Origin of the sequence: Bacillus sp. JJ675, from assembly GCF_036963165.1 — a bacterium.
GTDB classification, from domain to species: Bacteria; Bacillota; Bacilli; order Bacillales; family Bacillaceae; genus Bacillus; species Bacillus glycinifermentans.
Window position 1 is genome coordinate 51,092 of the sequence record NZ_JBALMR010000007.1, and the last position, 17,617, is coordinate 68,708.

The 17,617-nt window shown below is 47.8% G+C and carries 14 protein-coding genes and 1 pseudogene; 5 read left to right on the plus strand and 10 right to left on the minus strand.

Annotation, left to right across the window (positions count from 1 at the left end; all coding sequences use genetic code 11):
• Positions 1–86 precede the first annotated feature (86 nt).
• The 4 genes from V7126_RS01140 to V7126_RS01155 form a co-directional block, all read right to left on the minus strand.
• Positions 87–1,973 carry an FtsX-like permease family protein gene (locus V7126_RS01140; protein ID WP_175075934.1) on the minus strand — a complete coding sequence of 629 codons (1,887 nt, stop codon included), beginning with the start codon at positions 1,971–1,973 and terminating at the stop codon, positions 87–89.
• Positions 1,948–2,712 (minus strand): ABC transporter ATP-binding protein, encoded by a 765-nt coding sequence (locus tag V7126_RS01145; RefSeq protein WP_046130547.1) that lies wholly within the window; start codon positions 2,710–2,712, stop codon positions 1,948–1,950. Before V7126_RS01145 ends, V7126_RS01140 begins: the two co-directional genes overlap by 26 nt.
• Before the next feature lie 87 nt (positions 2,713–2,799).
• Positions 2,800–3,801, minus strand: a complete 1,002-nt coding sequence (locus V7126_RS01150; RefSeq protein ID WP_046130548.1) for a sensor histidine kinase — start codon at positions 3,799–3,801, stop codon at positions 2,800–2,802.
• Positions 3,798–4,505: a response regulator transcription factor gene (locus V7126_RS01155; protein ID WP_046130549.1), complete on the minus strand. Its 708-nt coding sequence runs from the start codon at positions 4,503–4,505 to the stop codon at positions 3,798–3,800. The genes V7126_RS01150 and V7126_RS01155 overlap by 4 nt, the downstream gene beginning before the upstream one ends.
• Before the next feature lie 161 nt (positions 4,506–4,666).
• On the opposite strand from V7126_RS01155, the gene V7126_RS01160 reads away from it, so the two are divergent.
• A complete protein-coding gene (locus V7126_RS01160; RefSeq protein ID WP_046130550.1) occupies positions 4,667–5,029 on the plus strand; it encodes a YxeA family protein in 363 nt (120 codons plus the stop codon).
• A gap of 139 nt (positions 5,030–5,168) precedes the next feature.
• Positions 5,169–5,645, plus strand: coding sequence for a GNAT family N-acetyltransferase (locus V7126_RS01165; RefSeq protein WP_175075933.1), 477 nt, complete (start codon positions 5,169–5,171; stop codon positions 5,643–5,645).
• 49 nt (positions 5,646–5,694) lie between these two features.
• On the opposite strand, the gene V7126_RS01170 is transcribed toward V7126_RS01165, so the two are convergent.
• From V7126_RS01170 to V7126_RS01195, 6 genes are all read right to left on the minus strand, one after another.
• On the minus strand, positions 5,695–6,921 hold the full coding sequence (locus V7126_RS01170) for an arabinogalactan endo-1,4-beta-galactosidase (RefSeq protein WP_231947520.1): 1,227 nt from the start codon (positions 6,919–6,921) through the stop codon (positions 5,695–5,697).
• A gap of 132 nt (positions 6,922–7,053) precedes the next feature.
• The gene (locus tag V7126_RS01175; protein ID WP_272901827.1) at positions 7,054–9,117 is read right to left on the minus strand and encodes a beta-galactosidase; all 2,064 of its coding nucleotides are present in this window, start codon (positions 9,115–9,117) and stop codon (positions 7,054–7,056) included.
• Between the two features lie 21 nt (positions 9,118–9,138).
• Positions 9,139–9,990, minus strand: a complete 852-nt coding sequence (locus tag V7126_RS01180) for a sugar ABC transporter permease (protein ID WP_099047083.1) — start codon at positions 9,988–9,990, stop codon at positions 9,139–9,141.
• Positions 9,991–9,994: 4 nt separating this feature from the next.
• On the minus strand, positions 9,995–11,251 hold the full coding sequence (locus V7126_RS01185) for a carbohydrate ABC transporter permease (protein WP_046130554.1): 1,257 nt from the start codon (positions 11,249–11,251) through the stop codon (positions 9,995–9,997).
• A 71-nt stretch (positions 11,252–11,322) separates the two neighbouring features.
• Positions 11,323–12,585 carry a sugar ABC transporter substrate-binding protein gene (locus tag V7126_RS01190; protein ID WP_046130555.1) on the minus strand — a complete coding sequence of 421 codons (1,263 nt, stop codon included), beginning with the start codon at positions 12,583–12,585 and terminating at the stop codon, positions 11,323–11,325.
• A 149-nt stretch (positions 12,586–12,734) separates the two neighbouring features.
• Positions 12,735–13,727: a LacI family DNA-binding transcriptional regulator gene (locus V7126_RS01195; RefSeq protein ID WP_335496094.1), complete on the minus strand. Its 993-nt coding sequence runs from the start codon at positions 13,725–13,727 to the stop codon at positions 12,735–12,737.
• A 214-nt stretch (positions 13,728–13,941) separates the two neighbouring features.
• On the opposite strand from V7126_RS01195, the gene V7126_RS01200 reads away from it, so the two are divergent.
• The 3 genes and pseudogenes from V7126_RS01200 (at position 13,942) to V7126_RS01210 (ending at position 17,605) form a co-directional block, all read left to right on the plus strand.
• Positions 13,942–15,129, plus strand: a complete 1,188-nt coding sequence (locus V7126_RS01200) for a galactokinase (protein ID WP_046130556.1) — start codon at positions 13,942–13,944, stop codon at positions 15,127–15,129.
• A pseudogene (gene galE, locus V7126_RS01205) lies at positions 15,126–16,121 on the plus strand (UDP-glucose 4-epimerase GalE). Before V7126_RS01200 ends, galE begins: the two are co-directional and overlap by 4 nt.
• Positions 16,079–17,605, plus strand: a complete 1,527-nt coding sequence (locus V7126_RS01210) for a UDP-glucose--hexose-1-phosphate uridylyltransferase (RefSeq protein ID WP_373688008.1) — start codon at positions 16,079–16,081, stop codon at positions 17,603–17,605. Before galE ends, V7126_RS01210 begins: the two are co-directional and overlap by 43 nt.
• The last annotated feature ends 12 nt before the right edge of the window (positions 17,606–17,617 follow it).

The following is a 17,617-nucleotide window of genomic DNA, read 5'->3' on the forward strand; positions in this document are numbered from 1 at the left end:
TTAACATAATCATCCAAATCAAAAAAGAGGCGAAGTGCTCAGGCCGCATGAAATATAAAAAGGAGATTAGACAGCGGTCTAATCTCCTAACGAAGCGCAGCTTTAATCTGCTTCGTATAGTAGAAACGCACGATGAAAAAGTAGATGACCTGAATCGCGAAAAACACGCCGAGAACGATTGCAGATTCCGTAAAGAGATTGTACCGAAACGCATTCGATAATGCCGTGAGCGCCACCGCTCCATGAATCAGCGCAACGATAATAGGCGCAAAGAAAAGGATCGCCATCTGCCTTGTCAGCACCTTTTTCAGTTCGCGGCTGGTCAAGCCCATCTTGGATATCGCTTTAAATTTCTCTTTGTCTTCATCCAAATCGGTGTACAGGCGGAAATAAAGGAAGCTTCCCGCAGAAACGAAAAAGACGATTCCGATAAACAACCCGATGAACAACATGGGGCCATATCCCCTGCTGAGATCATAAACCTCGTAATCAACGGCCATGAAATTGAGCGGGTCGAGCTTATTGTTTAATATCTCTCCTGTTTTAATCAAAGACGTCTCGTCTTCCCCTTGTGCCTGCCACGCATAAAACCGTTCCTCTGATACCGGCTTTTTCAATTGTTCAAAATCTTCGTCAGAAACGACATAATACATTCCCGGCTTGCCCACTGCCCTTGAATACATGGCGTGATCGGCCTGAACCCGTTTGCCTGTTTTTAGCTCGATGGTCTCTTTGTTCCTCTCGATTTCATAGCTGCCGGCATAGCCGTCGAATTCAACCGCCGCGGCTTTTCCTTCAGCCAGCTTAAGGGGCTTCTCGCCGATCAGATCAGCAAGCCGATTGTAATCGGACAGCTTAACGAGCAATTGCTCTTCACCGTTTATCTTCACATACTTGAATTCCGCTTCTGCCTTTTGCGCCTTCACATTCCTGTCTCGCAGCGTCTGATTGATAAAAGCTGTATCTTGTTCTGCCTTTTTGTCATCTCCCCGCGACTGATATGTGAACGTATTCGGGTTCACGCTTTTTGTCGCTCCGAGCAAGACCGACTGCACACCGTAGAGCGTCCCGATTGCGCTGAACGCCACGGTAGAAATGATCGCCACCATAAAAAACGTCCGGGCGTTATCCTTTATGCGGTAGGAAAGGTCGGAAAATAAGAGCATGTTCGTTTTTCTCCAGAAAAGAGTTTCCCGTTTTTTGATCCTGCGGATGACATAGACGCTTAATTGCGTAAAGAGCAGGTACGTTCCGAGAATTACGACAACCGTCACCGGAAGCATGGCCAGAAAAACGCCGTTTCCTTTGGCGGTCAAAGCTGCATAATAGCCCGATGCAAGGAGAACGGCCGCTAAGATCGCCAAAAAGACGGATGCCTTCGGTTCTCCCTTCGGTTTCTTATTTCCCTTTAACAGGTCGATCAGCTTCCCGGTCCTGAGCACGAACGTCACGAGAAACGAAATAAACAAAAATAAAGCCGTAAACGAAACGAACGTGACAATGACCGCCATCAGCGGGAAGTAAAAATTAAGCCTGTTTTCAATAATGAGCACATTTTCGGCTGCGAGCAAGATCAATTTCGCGAATATAAGGCCGACAGCAATTCCGCCGATGGTGGCAAAAAACCCGATCAGCATATTTTCCAGGAAAACCATCATGCGGATTTGGCGCATCGACATCCCTTGGATCATTAATACCCCGAACTCTTTTTTCCTTGATTGAAGAAACGAGCTCATCGAATACAGAATAAAGAAGAACGAAAAGACGAAGATGATGCCGCCCGATACATACATGCCTGACAGCGCTTTAAGACCCATTCCGGACTGCCCTGCATCGCCATTGATCGCCGGATGGAACGTAAACATGGCAAACGTAAAAAACACCATCACCGTAAACATGCTGCTGAGAAAATAAGCGGCATAAAGCCTTTTATTGCGGAGGACGTTGTTAAACGCGAATTGACGAAAAGTCATTTGCATCCCCTCCCAATAAGGAAAGCGTGTCCAGAATCCTTTGGAAAAAGGCTTGGCGGTGATCGCCGCGGTTAATTTCCGAATACAGCTTTCCGTCTTTAATAAAGATCACCCGCTGGCAGTAGCTTGCCGCCTGGGGATCATGCGTGACAAGCATCATCGTCGTTTTCTCATGGCGATTGATCGATTCAAGCATTTCCATGACGTCTTTGGACGATTTGGAATCAAGATTTCCCGTCGGTTCATCGGCCAGCAGCAGCTTCGGCGAATGAATCATTGCCCTTGCCACAGCGGCACGCTGCGCCTGCCCTCCTGATATCTCAAATGTCCGCTTTTTCATAATGTGTGTAATCCCGAGTTTTTCAGCAAGGCTGTTCGCTTTCCGCTTCATCTCCCTGACCTTTTCCCCGTCAAGCGTCAAAGGAAGAACGATGTTTTCCTCAACCGTTAATGTGTGCAGAAGGTTGAAGTCCTGAAAGACGAATCCCAGTTCCCTGCGGCGGAACTTGGCCAGCTGTTCTTTTTTCAGCACATGCGGGTTCCTGCCGTTGATCAGAATTTCTCCAGTCGTCGGCTCGTCAATGGTTGCGATCATATTCAAAAGGGTCGTTTTCCCGCTTCCGGACGGCCCCATGATCCCGACAAACTCGCCTTCATCAATCGTTAAGTTAATATCGGTTAACGCCCTGTAGGCGATTTTTCCTTCGTATATTTTGCTCGCTTGTTTAACTTGAAGCATCACAAGATCTCCTTTCCTCTTTCGATCTGTGACTTTAGTCTATCTAAAAAAGCAAAGTCAAAACTATCGATTCTTCTTTCACTTTCCTTACATCGGTGTAAGGTTTTGCGTCGAAGTGAACATTATCCGGACCGTCGTACCTTTGCCTTCTTCTGAATCGAGCTCAAGGCGATGGCCGAGCTGATCGGCCGCCGTCTTTGTCAAATAAAGGCCCATTCCCGTTGATTCTCTAAACCTGCGGCCGTTTTCGCCCGTAAAAAACGGATCAAACACCCGCTTCCGGTCCGCTTCAGGAATTCCGACGCCGAAATCCGTCACTTCCAATACCGCTTCCGCTCCTTTTTCATAAAGGGAGATGATGATCGTGCTGCTTTTTCCCGCAGAATATTTCACCGCATTATTCACGAGCTGAGACAGCATAAAGAACAGCCATTTTTCATCTGTTTCAACCGTGAGGCCTTGCTTTTCTTCCTTGAACTTCGGATACACCCGGCTGCGGATATAGAGCCGTTTGTTGTCGCGGTTGACTTCATGGACGATATCAGCTAAAACGACCGGCTTGACGCGGAAATCCTGCTCAATCGTCCGAAGGCGGGCCATGTACAGAACCGTGTTCAATCCGGTCTTCATCCGCTCGGTCTCCTCGCGAATGCTCGACGATTCCGGCTCATCGAGATCCTGGGCCGTCAGCTCAATGACGGACAGCGGCGTTTTCATTTGGTGCACCCATTGCTCCATAAACGTAAGATGCTCTTTTTGCGCACGTTCCAACGTTTTCAATTCGTGCCGGTAATGCCTGTACTGGCTTTTCAAAAGCTCCTCAAGCGCTTCTGCCGCAGGGGCCCCGCCGTTTTTTTGAATGGATTCGTCAAGCGTCTCTAAGGGCCTTGCGAGGCGCCTGTAAAATTTGCGGCGCGTATAGTAATGATAAAAAAGATAGCAGCCGAGAAAGAAAAAACCGAGAAAAACGGCATACAAAAGGGGCTTGATGCTCCGGTATCCATCAAGCCAATACACCGATAACATGACGGTAAACTGCACGATTTGCACGCCGATCAGCAGATAATGCTCCTTGAAAAACAGCTTCATTCTTCTCCCGCCTTCACCCAGGATACATTCAGGCGATACCCGGCGCCCCTGACCGTTTCTACCGCGTCTTCGATGCCAAGCTCCAAAAATTTCTTTCTGACCCGTGTAATGTTGACATTGAGGGTGTTTTCGTCGACATACGCCTGATCGTCCCAAAGCTTGGCAAGCAGGTCTTCGCGGCCGGTGACCCTCGGATAGCGCTCCATTAAGCTTTCGATTATATCGGCTTCTTTTTTCGTCAAAGCAGCCGTTTTTGCTCCAAATGCTAATTCAAGCCTTTCCGGGAAAAGCCTGAGCCCATCCCTTTCCAGCATCCGCTCATCGGCCTTTGACGCATATTCGCCGTAAGCCCGGCGCAGCTGGCTGCGAACTTTCGCCATGACGATTTCAGAATGAAACGGCTTCGTAATAAAATCATCCCCTCCGTTTTCAAGCGCCATGACCTGATCCATTTCACCTGTCCGCGCCGATATAAACAAAACGGGGCAGATCGATTCCTGCCGGATCTGCCGGCACCAATAATAGCCGTCAAAGCTCGGCAGATTGACGTCGAGGAGTACAAGGTCAGGCCGTTCATTTCTGAATTCGTCCATCACGCGGTCAAAATCATGAACGACGTGTACGCGATAGCCGTATTTGATGATATGGGACCGCAGCAGTTCGGCGATTTTCGGATCGTCTTCCACAATCATAATGGTTTGCATGTTCCGTCTCTCCTTTGTTTGCGTCTATTATGACACGTTGCCCCGCGATTCACAAAATCTAATCTTACAAAAATGTAAGCGTACTGTAATTTGAATCAATGTCTTAGCCCGCCGATAATTTATAAAATGGGACTGAACAATAGAAAAGGGGAGAAGATGCAATGAAAAAGCTGGGAATCGGACTCGCCGCCTCTGTTTTGATCGTTTTTGGAGGACTGTTTGCCCTCCAAAAGACGACAGCGGGCCTCACCCCGCTGTCTGATAATTTTCTGAAAGGCCTTCCGGTTGAAGCATACTACGTCAAAACGACGGACGCTTACGAAAAGCTATGGAACGGCAAATACCGCTACACATTCACCGGATACGATAAAAACGGAAACAAGCAAAAAATCGTCAGGGTGATGGACAGAAAGCTGCGGGCAGGAGCTTATCTCAAAATGTATACCGTCGGAACCTACGGAAAAGGCTGGATTGAGATCGAGCGGGAGGAAGTGCCTCAAGGCGCTTTGGCGGAGATGAAATAAGCCGAGTGTCAGCTTTTTATTTGTTTGATATAGATCGTGGTGAAGGGGGCACTCCCCTTCATTTTTTCTTTGCAAACAGCAAACAAATGTTCTATTCTATAAGAAAGAACCTTACCCGCTGCCGAAAGGGGATTATTAAATGAGCATTGAACTTGCGCATTGCTCTGAAGAGCATTTGCCCGTTTTGAAAGGGTTTGAGCTTCCGGAAGAACAAAGACGCTTCACCGCGTTTCCTCGCGATGTTATGCAAGCGGCTGACGGACAATATCCGATCGTCATTGTCAGTGAAGCAACGCCTGTCGGATTTTTTTTGCTTCACTCAACAGAAAGAGTCAAAGACTATTCAACGAATCCGAACGCCATGCTGTTAACCGCGTTATCCATTGATCATAGACAGCAGAGAAAAGGCTTTGCCAAAAAAGGATTGCTGAAACTTGCGTCCTTTATTACACAAGAATTCAAACACTGCGATGAAATCGTGTTGGTTGTCAATCAAAAAAATGTTCCGGCCCGGCGTTTGTATGAGAAAGCCGGTTTTGCCGATACCGGAGAAAGAAAAATCGGCCCCATCGGAGAACAGATTGTCATGAAAATGCACATTCAATCGTCTCGTTAAGTTAGAAAGAGGCCTGACGCTAATGGCCCCGGCCTCTTTCGATTCGTGGTCAACGGACAATCGCACCTGTATCGACATACTTTAACACGTTAATGGACGGCAGCGGACGGCCCGTAAAGTCAAACAATGCCTGACTGTCGACGGCGCTGCCGCCATACCACTTTCCGGCGTCTTCGGGATCGTATTCTGCGGCATAGCTTGTGGCCCATCCTGAACCGTACGTCTCCCAGATGCGTTTATTTTTCTCGAGATTGCGCGCGGGTCCGACCGGAATCCACGCCGCTTCCCAATAAAAAACCCCAATTCCCGCATCGCCTGCATCGGCTACAGCTTTAATGACATCCCTTACCGCATTTGCCTGGCCTTGAACCGTAATCGGATAGCGGAGCGTCTGGCCGTCTTTCGGCGCCGTATTTGCATGCCCGTCTCCGTCCTCAGCCGTGTAGGTGTACGATGTCTCGGCCACCATCACTTTTTTGCCGTACGTACCGGCCACATGTTTGAGCACGGACGTCAAATTTTGCAGCGTACCGTGCCAAAACGGGTAATACGAGCTTGCAAATACATCATAGTCGACGCGATTGTTGTTGAGCGTGCGGGCGATCGAAGCATAGCCTCCGGTTCGCTCGGGATTCGTAAAATGCAAGGCGACGAGAATGTTCGAATCTGTTTCCCGAACCGCTGTGCTTCCAGCATTAAAGAGCTCGCACATCTTTGACCAATCATTTTCCCCGGCCACCCCGCCGTTCGTTTCATTTCCGACCTGCACCATCCCGATGTTAATTCCCGCTGTCTTCATTGCTTGCAGGCTTTCTTTTGTATAGTTGTACAGCGCTGCTTTTTTGTTTTCGAAATTCATGTTTGTCCATGCCTTTGGCGCTTTTTGTTTAGCCGGATCGGCCCAGAAGTCGGAATAATGGAAGTCCGCCAGCAGTTTCATACCGTTTTCAGTCGCCCTTTTTCCGATGGCAATGGCTTTTTTCAGATCATTGTTGCCTCCCCCGTAGCCGTTTCCCTTTGCATCATAAGGGTTATGCCATATGCGCACCCTTACATAATTGACGCCCGCTTGTTTCAGCGTTTTGAAAATGTCCTGCTTTTTTCCGGCTTCATCGTAAAACGCTACACCGCTCTCTTCAAGGGCAATGATGCTTGAAACGTCCACACCCTTTATAAAATCTTTGTTAAGACCCGGCACTTTTTCCACAAAAATATCAGCCTTGACCGGCTTCTGAGCGGCTGCCCGGGCCGATCCTTGAAAAGAACCAATGATCATTATCAGCGTGAAAAAAACCGCAAACAGCGTTTTAACCCCTTTTCCTCCCATAATCACCCTCCTCATAATGAAAGCGTTATCATAAATGAGTAAAAATACATCCGCTCTCTATGGGCGGATGTTTCTCAGAAGCTAGTCTTTTTTTGCGTTCGCCACGATTCTGACTTCATATTTGTCCAGTGTCAAATCATCCGTAATGACTTCCCCTGTCACCATATCTCTCACGCTTGATTCAAACACAACAGGCTGTTTTTCCTCTGTAAAGTTCATGACAAAAATATAGTCATGCTCCCCGTCGCACCGAACCTGAACGGACACGCCTTTTTCATGCTTCACCGAATATGGAGGTTTGATCGACAGCTCTTCCATCAAATGCCCGTAAAAATCGCCGTGAAATTCGTCATTTAACCTCGCACCAATATAGTATGTTTTCCCTTTTTTGTATTGGTATTGATGGCTTGTTACGGCCGGCGTATTTGCGTAAAAATCGTCCTCATAGACGCCTTCCTGAACCGCCGTGTGCGTGCGAATGACGGTTGCATAGTCCGTCACTTCATACGATTTGTTTTGATAACGGACTGCATTTTTATCGCTTGGGTACAGCGTGTCTGTTTCTACGGGCTCCATGCCGAACATCTCTTGGAGATCCTGAGGCCACCCGGATAAATAGGTTAAGTCATGCTCGTTGACGATCCCGCTGATATAAGTCAGCACCAATGTGCCCCCGTCTGCAACAAATGCCTTGAGCCGGGCTATCGTTTCTTTACTTGCTAAATACAGCATCGGCGCAATCAGCAATCGATATGATGAAAAATCGTGTTCCTTCGTAATGACATCGACGGGAATATCCCGGTCCCAAAACGCCCGGTAATGCTGCTGCAATGTCTGAGGATAGCGCTTCGTCTTCATCCCGAACCCTTGTGCATCCTGAATCGCCCAATTGTTTTCCCAATCGTAAAGAATGGCCGTCTCCGCCGGACGATTGGTCCCGGCGACATCGGAAAGGCGTTCCAATGTTTGACCGATTTTGGAGACTTCTTGAAACACGCGGTTTTCCGGGCTATTGTCGTGGCCGACGACCGCTCCGTGAAATTTTTCTGAAGAACCGCGGGATTGCCGCCATTGAAAATAGAGGACGCTGTCAGATCCATGAGCGACCATCTGCATCGATGACAGCAAATTCATCCCCGGGCGCTTCGGTTTGTTCACATCATGCCAATTGACGCTGCTTGGCGTGGATTCCATTAACAGGAACGACTGCTGCTTCAGGCTCCTGTATAAGTCATTAATAAAACCGACTTTCGCCGCCAGATCGGCCGTGCTCTCCCAATCATTGTGCCATGCGGGATACGCATCCCAGCTGATCACGTCAACATGCTTGGCAAACTTGCTGTAATCGAGGCCCTGAAAAGGAATTAAATCGTATGTATCTGCCATGAAGTTTGTCGTGATGGGAATGTTCGGCGTGATTTCCCTTAAAGGAGCGATCTCATTGTGATAGAACGAAATCGTTTGGTCGGTGACAAACCGGCGCCAGTCCAAATTCAGACCGTGTACGGCGCTTTCCCCGATCGGAGAAGGGGATTCGATTTGCGACCAGTCGCTGTACGTATGGCTCCAAAAAGGCCCCCACCAGGCGTCATTCAACGCCTTCAGATCATCGTTGTATTTCTTTTTAAGCCAGTCTCTGAACGCGTTCTGACACTCCCCGCAGTGGCATTCCCCGCCGTATTCGTTCGACACGTGCCACATGAGGAGCGCCGGATGCCTGCCATACCTTTCGGCCAGCAAGCGATTGATGTCTCTCGTTTTTTCGCGGTATACGCGGGAAGTAAAACAATGATTATGCCTTGAACCGTGGAGCTGTTTCACCCTGGCTGCATTCACGCGCAGCACTTCGGGATATGTTTGCGACAGCCAGGCCGGGCGCGCTCCGCTTGGGGTCGCCAAAATCACCCGCCCCCCCATCCGGTGGATGCTGTCGAAAATCCCGTCCAGCCAGTCAAACGTATAGAAGCCTTCCTCAGGCTCAAGTGCGCTCCATGCAAAAATCCCCACAGAAAACGTATTAGCATGGGCAAGCTTCATCAATTTTACATCGTCCGCTAAAATATCGGGCCGATCAAGCCACTGCTCAGGATTGTAATCTCCTCCGTGAAGCATGAATTTTGCCTCTGTCGTATAAGATTTAGACATAATACTCTCCTTTTCATTCGTTTATCCTTTTGTTCCGCCTGCCGTTAATCCTGACACAAAATTCTTCTGCAGCATGATAAAGATGACGGCGACCGGTATGCTGATCAGAATGGCTCCGGCGGCAAACGTCGTATAGCTTGCTCCCATGACCTCATTCACTAAATTGTATAAGCCGATCGGCAGCGTATAAGATTCAGGCGAGCGCAAGATAGTCGACGACAATACGAAGTCTCCGAGCGGCCCGGTAAATCCGTTCATGGCGACTACCGCAATCATCGGCTTTGATAAAGGCATGATGATTTGCCAAAAGATCCTTGTGTTGCCGGCGCCGTCTATCTTGGCGCTTTCATCCAAATCAACCGGAATCGAGTCCATATAGCCTTTCATCAAATAGGTGTTCATCGGAATCTGTCCGCCGATATACAGCAAAATCAACAGCCAGTGGCTGTTCATCATTCCCAGCATTTGCGCCAAAACGAAGAGCGCGACTAAAGCCGAAAACTGCGGGATCATCTGCAGCAGCAAAAATAGCATCAGCGCGTTTTTTCTGCCCTTAAACCGGAATCTGGAAAAAGCATAAGCTGTAAAAGAAACGCTGATGACCGCTCCGATCATCGTAAATATGCTGATTTTCAGCGAATTGAGATACCATTTCCCATATTGAAGGCTCTGTTTTCCGGCAAATAATTCTTTATAATGATCCAATGTCGGATTGTCCGGAATGATCGATGTGCTGATCAAGCTGTTGCCTGGATTAAAACTGGCTCCCACGGTCCAAAGCAGGGGATAAATGATGACAACGATCATGAAAATCAATAGCGCGTAAGAGAAAAAAAGGCGGAAAAACTTTCTTTTTCTCATGTCTGTCAGCATCGTCTTAAGCCCCCTCTTTGAAAGAATTCGTCCGCCTGAACTGCCACAGTGCAATCGAAATGACAAAGACGGACAATAGAATCGTCAATGCCGCCGCCAAAGAATACTGGCTCGACTGCATCGTCAACTTATAAATCCAGGACACTAAAATATCGGTTCCCCCCGCGGTCGATCCGGGAACTGCCGGGCCGCCGCCATTGAAGAGATAGATAATGTTAAAGTTATTAAAATTAAAGGTGAACTGCGTAATAATAATCGGAGCCATGGCAATTAAGATCAGCGGCAGCGTAATGTGCCTGAACTTAGCAAAAACGGATGCACCGTCAATGGTTGCCGCTTCATAAAGGTCATCCGGGATCGACTGAAGGACGCCGGTCGTGACGATGAACACATACGGAAAACCGAGCCAGCCCTGCATAAGGATCAGCGCCAGTTTCGCCCAGCCCGCATTTGTCATCCAAGGAATCGGATCGATTCCTAAAGCAGCCAGAATCGTATGATTGACCGCGCCAAAACTGTCATTAAAAAGACCGGCAAAGACAAGGATCGTGACGAAACCGGGCACTGCCCAAGGCAAAACGAGAATCGTACGAAACAATTTTTTAAAGCGAATGTCTTTCTGGTTGACGACGACCGCCAGCAAAATCCCCAATCCGACCTGCAGGGAAGAAGCGACAAGCGTCCAGACGACAGTCCATGCCAGCACATCAAAAAAGGTCGAACGCCAAATATCAACGGTGAAAATCTCAGAAAATGTTTTCAGTCCCACCCAATCGACTAAATGTGCAGGCGGCGAATGGTATAAATTATAGTTTGTAAAGGCTAATGCAAAGCTGAATAAGATCGGGAAAACGACGGCAAAAATTAGGATAAACAGCGACGGACCGCTGATCACGTATGGATAGCCTTGAGAAATTAAATTTTGATATTGCTCTTTAAGGGAGCTTAATTCCTGATGTTCATCGCGCAATTTTCCGTTTTGATACGCATCCCTTAAATTTACGTAATATACGGCCAGTCCGAAACACGTGACAATCACGGCAATAATGCCTTGTGCCAGAAGAAAAATCGAGTTGTCGCGCGGCACTTCGGTTCCAAGCGTAAAGATGCCCCACAGTCCCATATTCAGCAGATCGCCAAAAACCGCGAAGAACGCTGCACCTAAAATAAGGAATAGCAGACCTTTTATCCATTGTTTATTGTAAAATTGGCCGAAGCCCGGAATAATCGATAATAGCAAAGCCGTTTTGCGATGCTGCACCTTCTCTTTCACCTCTTTATACGGACGTCCTTATGATGAAATGGCGCCAATTCGCCTGACGCCATTCCCCATCACTTGCCGCTGTGTTTGGCCTTGATTTGTCCTTGAATCGTTTCAACAGCTTGATCCAACGCTTTTTTCGGCTCTGCTTTGCCTGTTGCGATGGTTTGCAGCGCCGCATCGGCCGGTGTCCATACTTCATTCATCTCAGGAATATTCGGCGTCAATTCTGAGAACTTTGACTGTTCGGCAACGGCTTTGGCGGCTTCGCTTTTTGTAACGGCCGGATCATCCGCCAATGCTTTGACGGCCGGGACTTCTTTTGTGACCTCATACCGCTTTTTCGAATTTTCTTTATTGGCGAGGAAGACGGCCAATTGTTCCGCAAGTTTGGCATTTTTTGAGTAAGCGCTGACATTGTAGCTTTTTACGCCAATAAAAGCGCTCATATTTTTGCCGTTTGGCAGCTCAGGCAGCTTCGCCACGCCGTAATTGATCCCCGATTTTTTGAACGGCTCCAAATTCCACGGGCCGGAAATGATCGCCGCCGCTTTCCCTTCCGTAAACAGCGATTCCAGTACATTTATGCCCTGCTCTCCGATGATGCCCGCCGGGAACAATCCTTCTTTATAAAACTTCTCTATGTACGCTGCGCCTTCGATTGCACCTTTTTGGTTCAAACCGATGTCAGCCGGATCATAGCTGCCGTCGCCTTTGCTTTTAAAAATGTACCCGCCGTAGCCGCTCATGACGCTTTCGGCATAATAAATCTGATCGAATAAGGCCAAAAAGCCGTATTTCTTGCCGTCTGTCACTTTTTTCGAGTATTCATACCACTCATCCAGCGTTTTCGGCAGTTCTTTCTCGGAAATCAGGTCTTTATTATAGTAGAGCATCGTCGTTTCGACCGCTTTCGGCAGTCCGTAGACTTTGCCGTTTATCATTTGCGATTTCATCGCAGCGTCGGTATAGATCGATTGAACGTCTTTACCGATCGACAATTCCTTGATCAAACCTTCCGTTACCGCCGTGCCGATTTGGTCTCCGGGCATCGTCAGAACATCGGGCCCCGTGCCGGCCGGTCCATCCATTCGTAAATCTTCGATTTGTTTGGCATATGGTTTTTCAATGACTTTGACAGAGACGTTATGCTCCTTTTCAAACTGGGCAACAGCATCTTGAATGCCTTCCGCCTTCTCTTTATCCTCCCAGATTACCAGTTCCTTTTTATCCGAGCTTGAGGCTTCATTGCTGCTTTCTTTCGGGCCGCATGCAGCTAATGATACGGATAAAGCCATGATACTGAACATTCCAACGTACTTTTTCAATTTCATCGTTTGTCTCATTCCTTTAAATGAATTGAAAACGCTTTACAGAATCAATATAGCACGGCCAAGAAAAACTGTAAACAACTTTTTTACTTAAAAAGGTAAAATATTTTACGAAAAATAAAACACGGCTTATTGAAAGCCGTGCCCTTGTTTTATTTTGTACTTTTTCTTACCACCAGTTCAGCCCCAAGATACAGCGTCTTCACGATGTTCCGCTTTTCTAATACCCGTTCGAGCAGAAGCTCAATGGCGTTTTTGCACAATTCTCCGATATCAATATGAAACGTCGTCAGCGGAGGCGATACATATTTGGAGACGCTGATGTTGTTGATGCTGATGATGCTGACCCTGCCCGGTATGGCGATCCCTTTTTCATTCAACGCTTGGAGACAGCCGACAGCAATCGGGTCCGCCGCCGTGAAGAAAGCCGTCGGCAGCTTTTCGCCGAGCTCTTTGATCGCTTTGCCCATCAGATGGTAGCCGTTTTCGACGGAAAAGCCTCTGCGGCAAAACATATAATGTTCCTCAAGCAGCCCTTTTTCGCTCATATAAGCGCGAAATGTCCGTTCCCGTATGTCCATCTCATCTTTGTCTGTGTTCGGGTTGTGATAAGTTCCGCCGATAAACCCGATCTTTTCGTGCCCCTTTTCAATAAGAAAATCGACCGTTTTTTTGGTCATTTGCAATAAATCGGGCCTTACCGAATCAAAATGATCGGGATCAGGGGAAGAATCAATAAAAACTCCGTGCGGCGTAATGCTCCGCAAATAGGCGAGTTCTTTTTCCGAAAACGACCCGACTGCGATGAATCCCCCGATATCCTCGGGGATGGCCTCGACGCCGTCGGAAATTTTATACGTGGTCAGTTCCACGTTAAACTTGCTTGCCAGCTTCTCGATTTCCAGCCTCATCGTTTTAAAATAAACGTCTTCCAGCTCTTCTTTATCGGTCAGCCAGTATAAAAAGGCAATGTTTTTCACCAGCATTCTGACCGTTTTCTTCCGGTAGTTCAGCTTTTCCGCCACTTCAAATATTTTTTTCCGTGTCTCATCAGGCACAGAAAGGGTCGAATCATTATTCAAAACGCGGGAAACCGTTGAAATTGAATACCCTGCCGCTTCTGCCACTTCTTTAATAGTCGCCACGATTTTAACCTCCATGAGCCGATCTCTTTAGTAAAATATTTTACTAATTTAACTTGTATTTCTCCAAAAGTCAAGTGCTGATCCTCCCGCTGAAAATTTTACAAATTGACAAAACACTTTTTATTGCGCCGCTTCATCAGACATAGTACACTTGGATTAACTTAATTAAATTAATTTATTAAGTTTGGCCAATGTCAAAATAATAGGAGGAATTATGAATACTGCTTCTTCTTTATTAAACGAATTTCGTTCTATTTTTGGTACGGCAAAGACGCCCAGAACTTTTTTTGCCCCGGGGAGAATCAACTTGATCGGCGAGCATACGGATTACAACGGAGGTCATGTCTTCCCCGCTTCTATTTCGTATGGTACGTATGCGCTTGGTGTGAAGCGGGACGATTCGAAAATCCGTTTTTACTCGATGAATTTTCCCGACGCCGGAGTCATTGAATGCGACCTGTCCGATTTAGCTTTTGACACATCTCACAAGTGGGCAAATTATCCGAAGGGCATGTTTCTTTTTATGAAAGAAGCGGGCTGCAGCATTTCTCACGGCGCTGATATTTTGTATTACGGAAATATTCCGCACGGAGCCGGGCTCTCTTCTTCTGCCTCGATTGAACTTGCAACAGGCGTTCTGTTGAACGGACTTTTTGAATTGAATATGGAACCCGTACCCATGATTAAACTTGGACAAAAAGTAGAAAACGAATACATCGGCCTCAACAGCGGAATCATGGATCAATTCGCAATCGGCATGGGGAAAAAGGATCATGCCATCCTCTTGAACTGCAGCACGCTGGAATACAAATACGCACCGGTCGTATTGAATGACCATGTGATTCTGATCATCAATACGAATAAGCGGCGCGATCTGGCAGGCTCCAAGTACAATGAAAGGCGCACTCAATGCGAAGCGGCGCTGAGCGATTTGCAAAAGGAGAGAGCCATCGAAAGCCTCGGCGAATTGACAATCGGGGAATTTGACGCCTTCCAACACCTGATCCGCGATGATATCAATCGAAAACGCGCCAGGCACGCCGTATATGAAAACGCCCGGACTTTAGATGCGCTGGAAAAGCTTCGAGAAGGCGATCTCATCGGTTTTGGCAAGCTGATGAACGAGTCTCATCTATCCTTAAAACACGATTATGAAGTAACAGGACTTGAGCTTGATACGATTGTAGAAACCGCTTGGGACCAGCCGGGAGTGCTGGGCGCCCGCATGACCGGAGCCGGATTCGGCGGCTGCGCGATTGCGATCGTTGAGAAGGAAAAAGCTGATGATGTAAAGAAAAGCATTCATGCCGTATACCGTGAAAAGGTAGGATATGAGCCGGCGTTTTATACAGCAGAGATTAGCGACGGTGCAAAAGAAATCGAGAAAGGAGCATTCATATGAGCGTGTTGGTTTTAGGCGGAGCCGGCTATATCGGTTCACATGCCGTCTATCAGCTAATTGACAAAGGTGAAAGCGTTGTAATCGTTGATAATCTTGAAACGGGCCAAAGAAAAGCCGTACACCCCGAGGCTCATTTTTATGAAGGAGACGTGCGGGACATCGATTTTCTTCGTTCGGTTTTTCAAAAAGAACAGATCGATGATGTGATCCATTTCGCCGCTAATTCGCTTGTCGGCGAATAGATGAAGCATCCCCTCAAATACTTTGATAACAATGTGTATGGGACGCAGGTTCTGCTTCAGGTCATGATCGAATACGGGGTGAAGAACATCGTGTTCTCCTCGACCGCGGCCGTCTATGGGGAACCCGAATCTGTACCGATTACAGAGGAGATGCCGGCCGTTCCGACCAGTACGTACGGGGAAACGAAGCTGATCATGGAGAAGTTGATCAAGCGGACTGACGAAGCCCACGGCATCAACTATGTCTCTCTGCGCTATTTTAATGTCGCAGGAGCAAGGGAAACGGGGGATATCGGCGAAGACCACCGCCCTGAAACACACCTCGTCCCGATTATATTGCAGACGACTCTCGGACAAAGATCACACATTACCATTTTCGGCGGCGATTATGACACTCCCGACGGAACCTGCATCCGCGACTACGTCCATGTTGAAGACCTGATCGATGCCCACTTGTTGGCATTGGATTACTTGCGAAACGGCGGCAAAAGCGACGTATTCAACCTCGGAAGCAGCCGGGGTTTTTCGGTAAAAGAAATGATCGATGCCGCAAGAACGGTAACAGGCAGAGAGATCCCCGCGAACATCGGCGACCGGAGAGCCGGCGATCCAAGCATTTTAATAGCAGGCTCCTCTAAAGCAAAACGAGTGCTCGGCTGGAAACCGTCGCGCACGTCCGTCGCCAAAATCATCGAAGACGCCTGGAAATGGCATTCCTCACATCCACACGGCTACGGAAAAGGAGAGTAACATTGGTTTACAAATATATTGAGAGCCTTATTCAAAAAGCGCTTGCAGCGGAATTAATCGAACCGGCCGACGTCAATTACGCGCGAAATCAAGTATTGAACCAGCTCGGGCTGGCGTCGTTCCCCGAAGAGAAGATTGAAACAATCGATGAATCCATTCCCGACCTGCTTGAAAGCTTAATCGCATGCGCCGTCAAACAGGGCGTTATAACAGACGCCCCGGAGGCGAAAGAAATATTGTCGGCAAATATCATGAATTGCTTTGTCGCAAGACCTTCCGTGATCAATGCGATTTTCAACCAAAAGTATCATCAATCGCCCCTTGCGGCAACCGGCTATTTTTACCGTCTCAGCAAAAACAGCAATTACATCCAAACGAAGCAGATCGCCAAAAATATTTCTTATCAAGCGGACACCTTCTACGGTCAAATGGATATTACGATCAATTTGTCAAAGCCCGAAAAAGACCCTGAACAAATCAAACGGGAGCGCGCGGCAAAGCAGGCAGGGAGCTACCCGAAATGCCTGTTGTGCAAGGAAAATGAAGGATACGCAGGGCGTCTTGGACATCCGGCGCGGGCCAGCCACAGGATCATCAGGATTCCGCTGCTTGAGGAAAATTGGTATTTTCAATATTCGCCGTACGCGTATTATACCGAACATAGCATTTTGTTTTCCGAAGAGCACCGCGAGATGAAAATCGACAAAAATGCATTTAAACGATTGCTCGTGTTTACCGACAAATTTCCGCATTATTTCATCGGGTCAAATGCCGATTTGCCGATCGTCGGAGGATCGATCCTTAGCCACGACCATTACCAGGCCGGACGCTACGAGTTTGCCATGACCCGCGCGGATGATGCATTTTCGTTTCAATTGAAGAAACATCCGGAGATTGCAGCTTCTGTTTTAAAATGGCCGATGTCGGTCATCCGCTTAAAAGGAAGAGAAATCGACCGCCTTACCGATGCAGCGGGTGACATTCTGCACGCTTGGAAAAACTACTCGGATGCACAAGCAGACGTCCTTGCGTTTACTGGTGACACGCCGCATAACACGATTACACCAATTGCGAGAAACAGAAGCGGGATATTTGAACTCGATCTCGTTCTGAGAAACAACCGGACTTCAGCTCAACATCCGCTCGGCATTTTTCATCCGCATGCAGACGTTCACCATATCAAAAAGGAAAATATCGGCTTGATCGAGGTCATGGGGCTGGCCGTTCTGCCGCCGAGGCTGAAAGACGAGTTGGCGGCGGTCAAGGAATTTCTGTCAGGCCGTCCAAGCGGCGTGGAACCGTATCACGAGGAATGGGCCGAACAGCTGAAAGATCAATACGGGACGGTTTCCGACCCCAAAGAGGCTGAATCGATCGTAAGGGAAGAACTCGGAAAGAAATTTGTAAAAGCGCTCGAAGACGCAGGGGTATTAAAAGACCGTGAGGCTTACCTCCGGTTTATTGATACGGTCAATAAAGGCTGAACCTTTAAGCTT

Bases quoted from the DNA above. Each gene is read 5' to 3' on its own strand.
- V7126_RS01140 (WP_175075934.1), bottom strand. From the start codon at position 1,973: ATGACTTTTCGTCAATTCGCGTTTAACAACGTCCTCCGCAATAAAAGG.
- V7126_RS01145 (WP_046130547.1), bottom strand. From the start codon at position 2,712: ATGCTTCAAGTTAAACAAGCGAGCAAAATATACGAAGGAAAAATCGCC.
- V7126_RS01150 (WP_046130548.1), bottom strand. From the start codon at position 3,801: ATGAAGCTGTTTTTCAAGGAGCATTATCTGCTGATCGGCGTGCAAATC.
- V7126_RS01155 (WP_046130549.1), bottom strand. From the start codon at position 4,505: ATGCAAACCATTATGATTGTGGAAGACGATCCGAAAATCGCCGAACTG.
- V7126_RS01160 (WP_046130550.1), top strand. From the start codon at position 4,667: ATGAAAAAGCTGGGAATCGGACTCGCCGCCTCTGTTTTGATCGTTTTT.
- V7126_RS01165 (WP_175075933.1), top strand. From the start codon at position 5,169: ATGAGCATTGAACTTGCGCATTGCTCTGAAGAGCATTTGCCCGTTTTG.
- V7126_RS01170 (WP_231947520.1), bottom strand. From the start codon at position 6,921: ATGATCATTGGTTCTTTTCAAGGATCGGCCCGGGCAGCCGCTCAGAAG.
- V7126_RS01175 (WP_272901827.1), bottom strand. From the start codon at position 9,117: ATGTCTAAATCTTATACGACAGAGGCAAAATTCATGCTTCACGGAGGA.
- V7126_RS01180 (WP_099047083.1), bottom strand. From the start codon at position 9,990: ATGCTGACAGACATGAGAAAAAGAAAGTTTTTCCGCCTTTTTTTCTCT.
- V7126_RS01190 (WP_046130555.1), bottom strand. From the start codon at position 12,585: ATGAAATTGAAAAAGTACGTTGGAATGTTCAGTATCATGGCTTTATCC.
- V7126_RS01200 (WP_046130556.1), top strand. From the start codon at position 13,942: ATGAATACTGCTTCTTCTTTATTAAACGAATTTCGTTCTATTTTTGGT.
- V7126_RS01210 (WP_373688008.1), top strand. From the start codon at position 16,079: ATGGCATTCCTCACATCCACACGGCTACGGAAAAGGAGAGTAACATTG.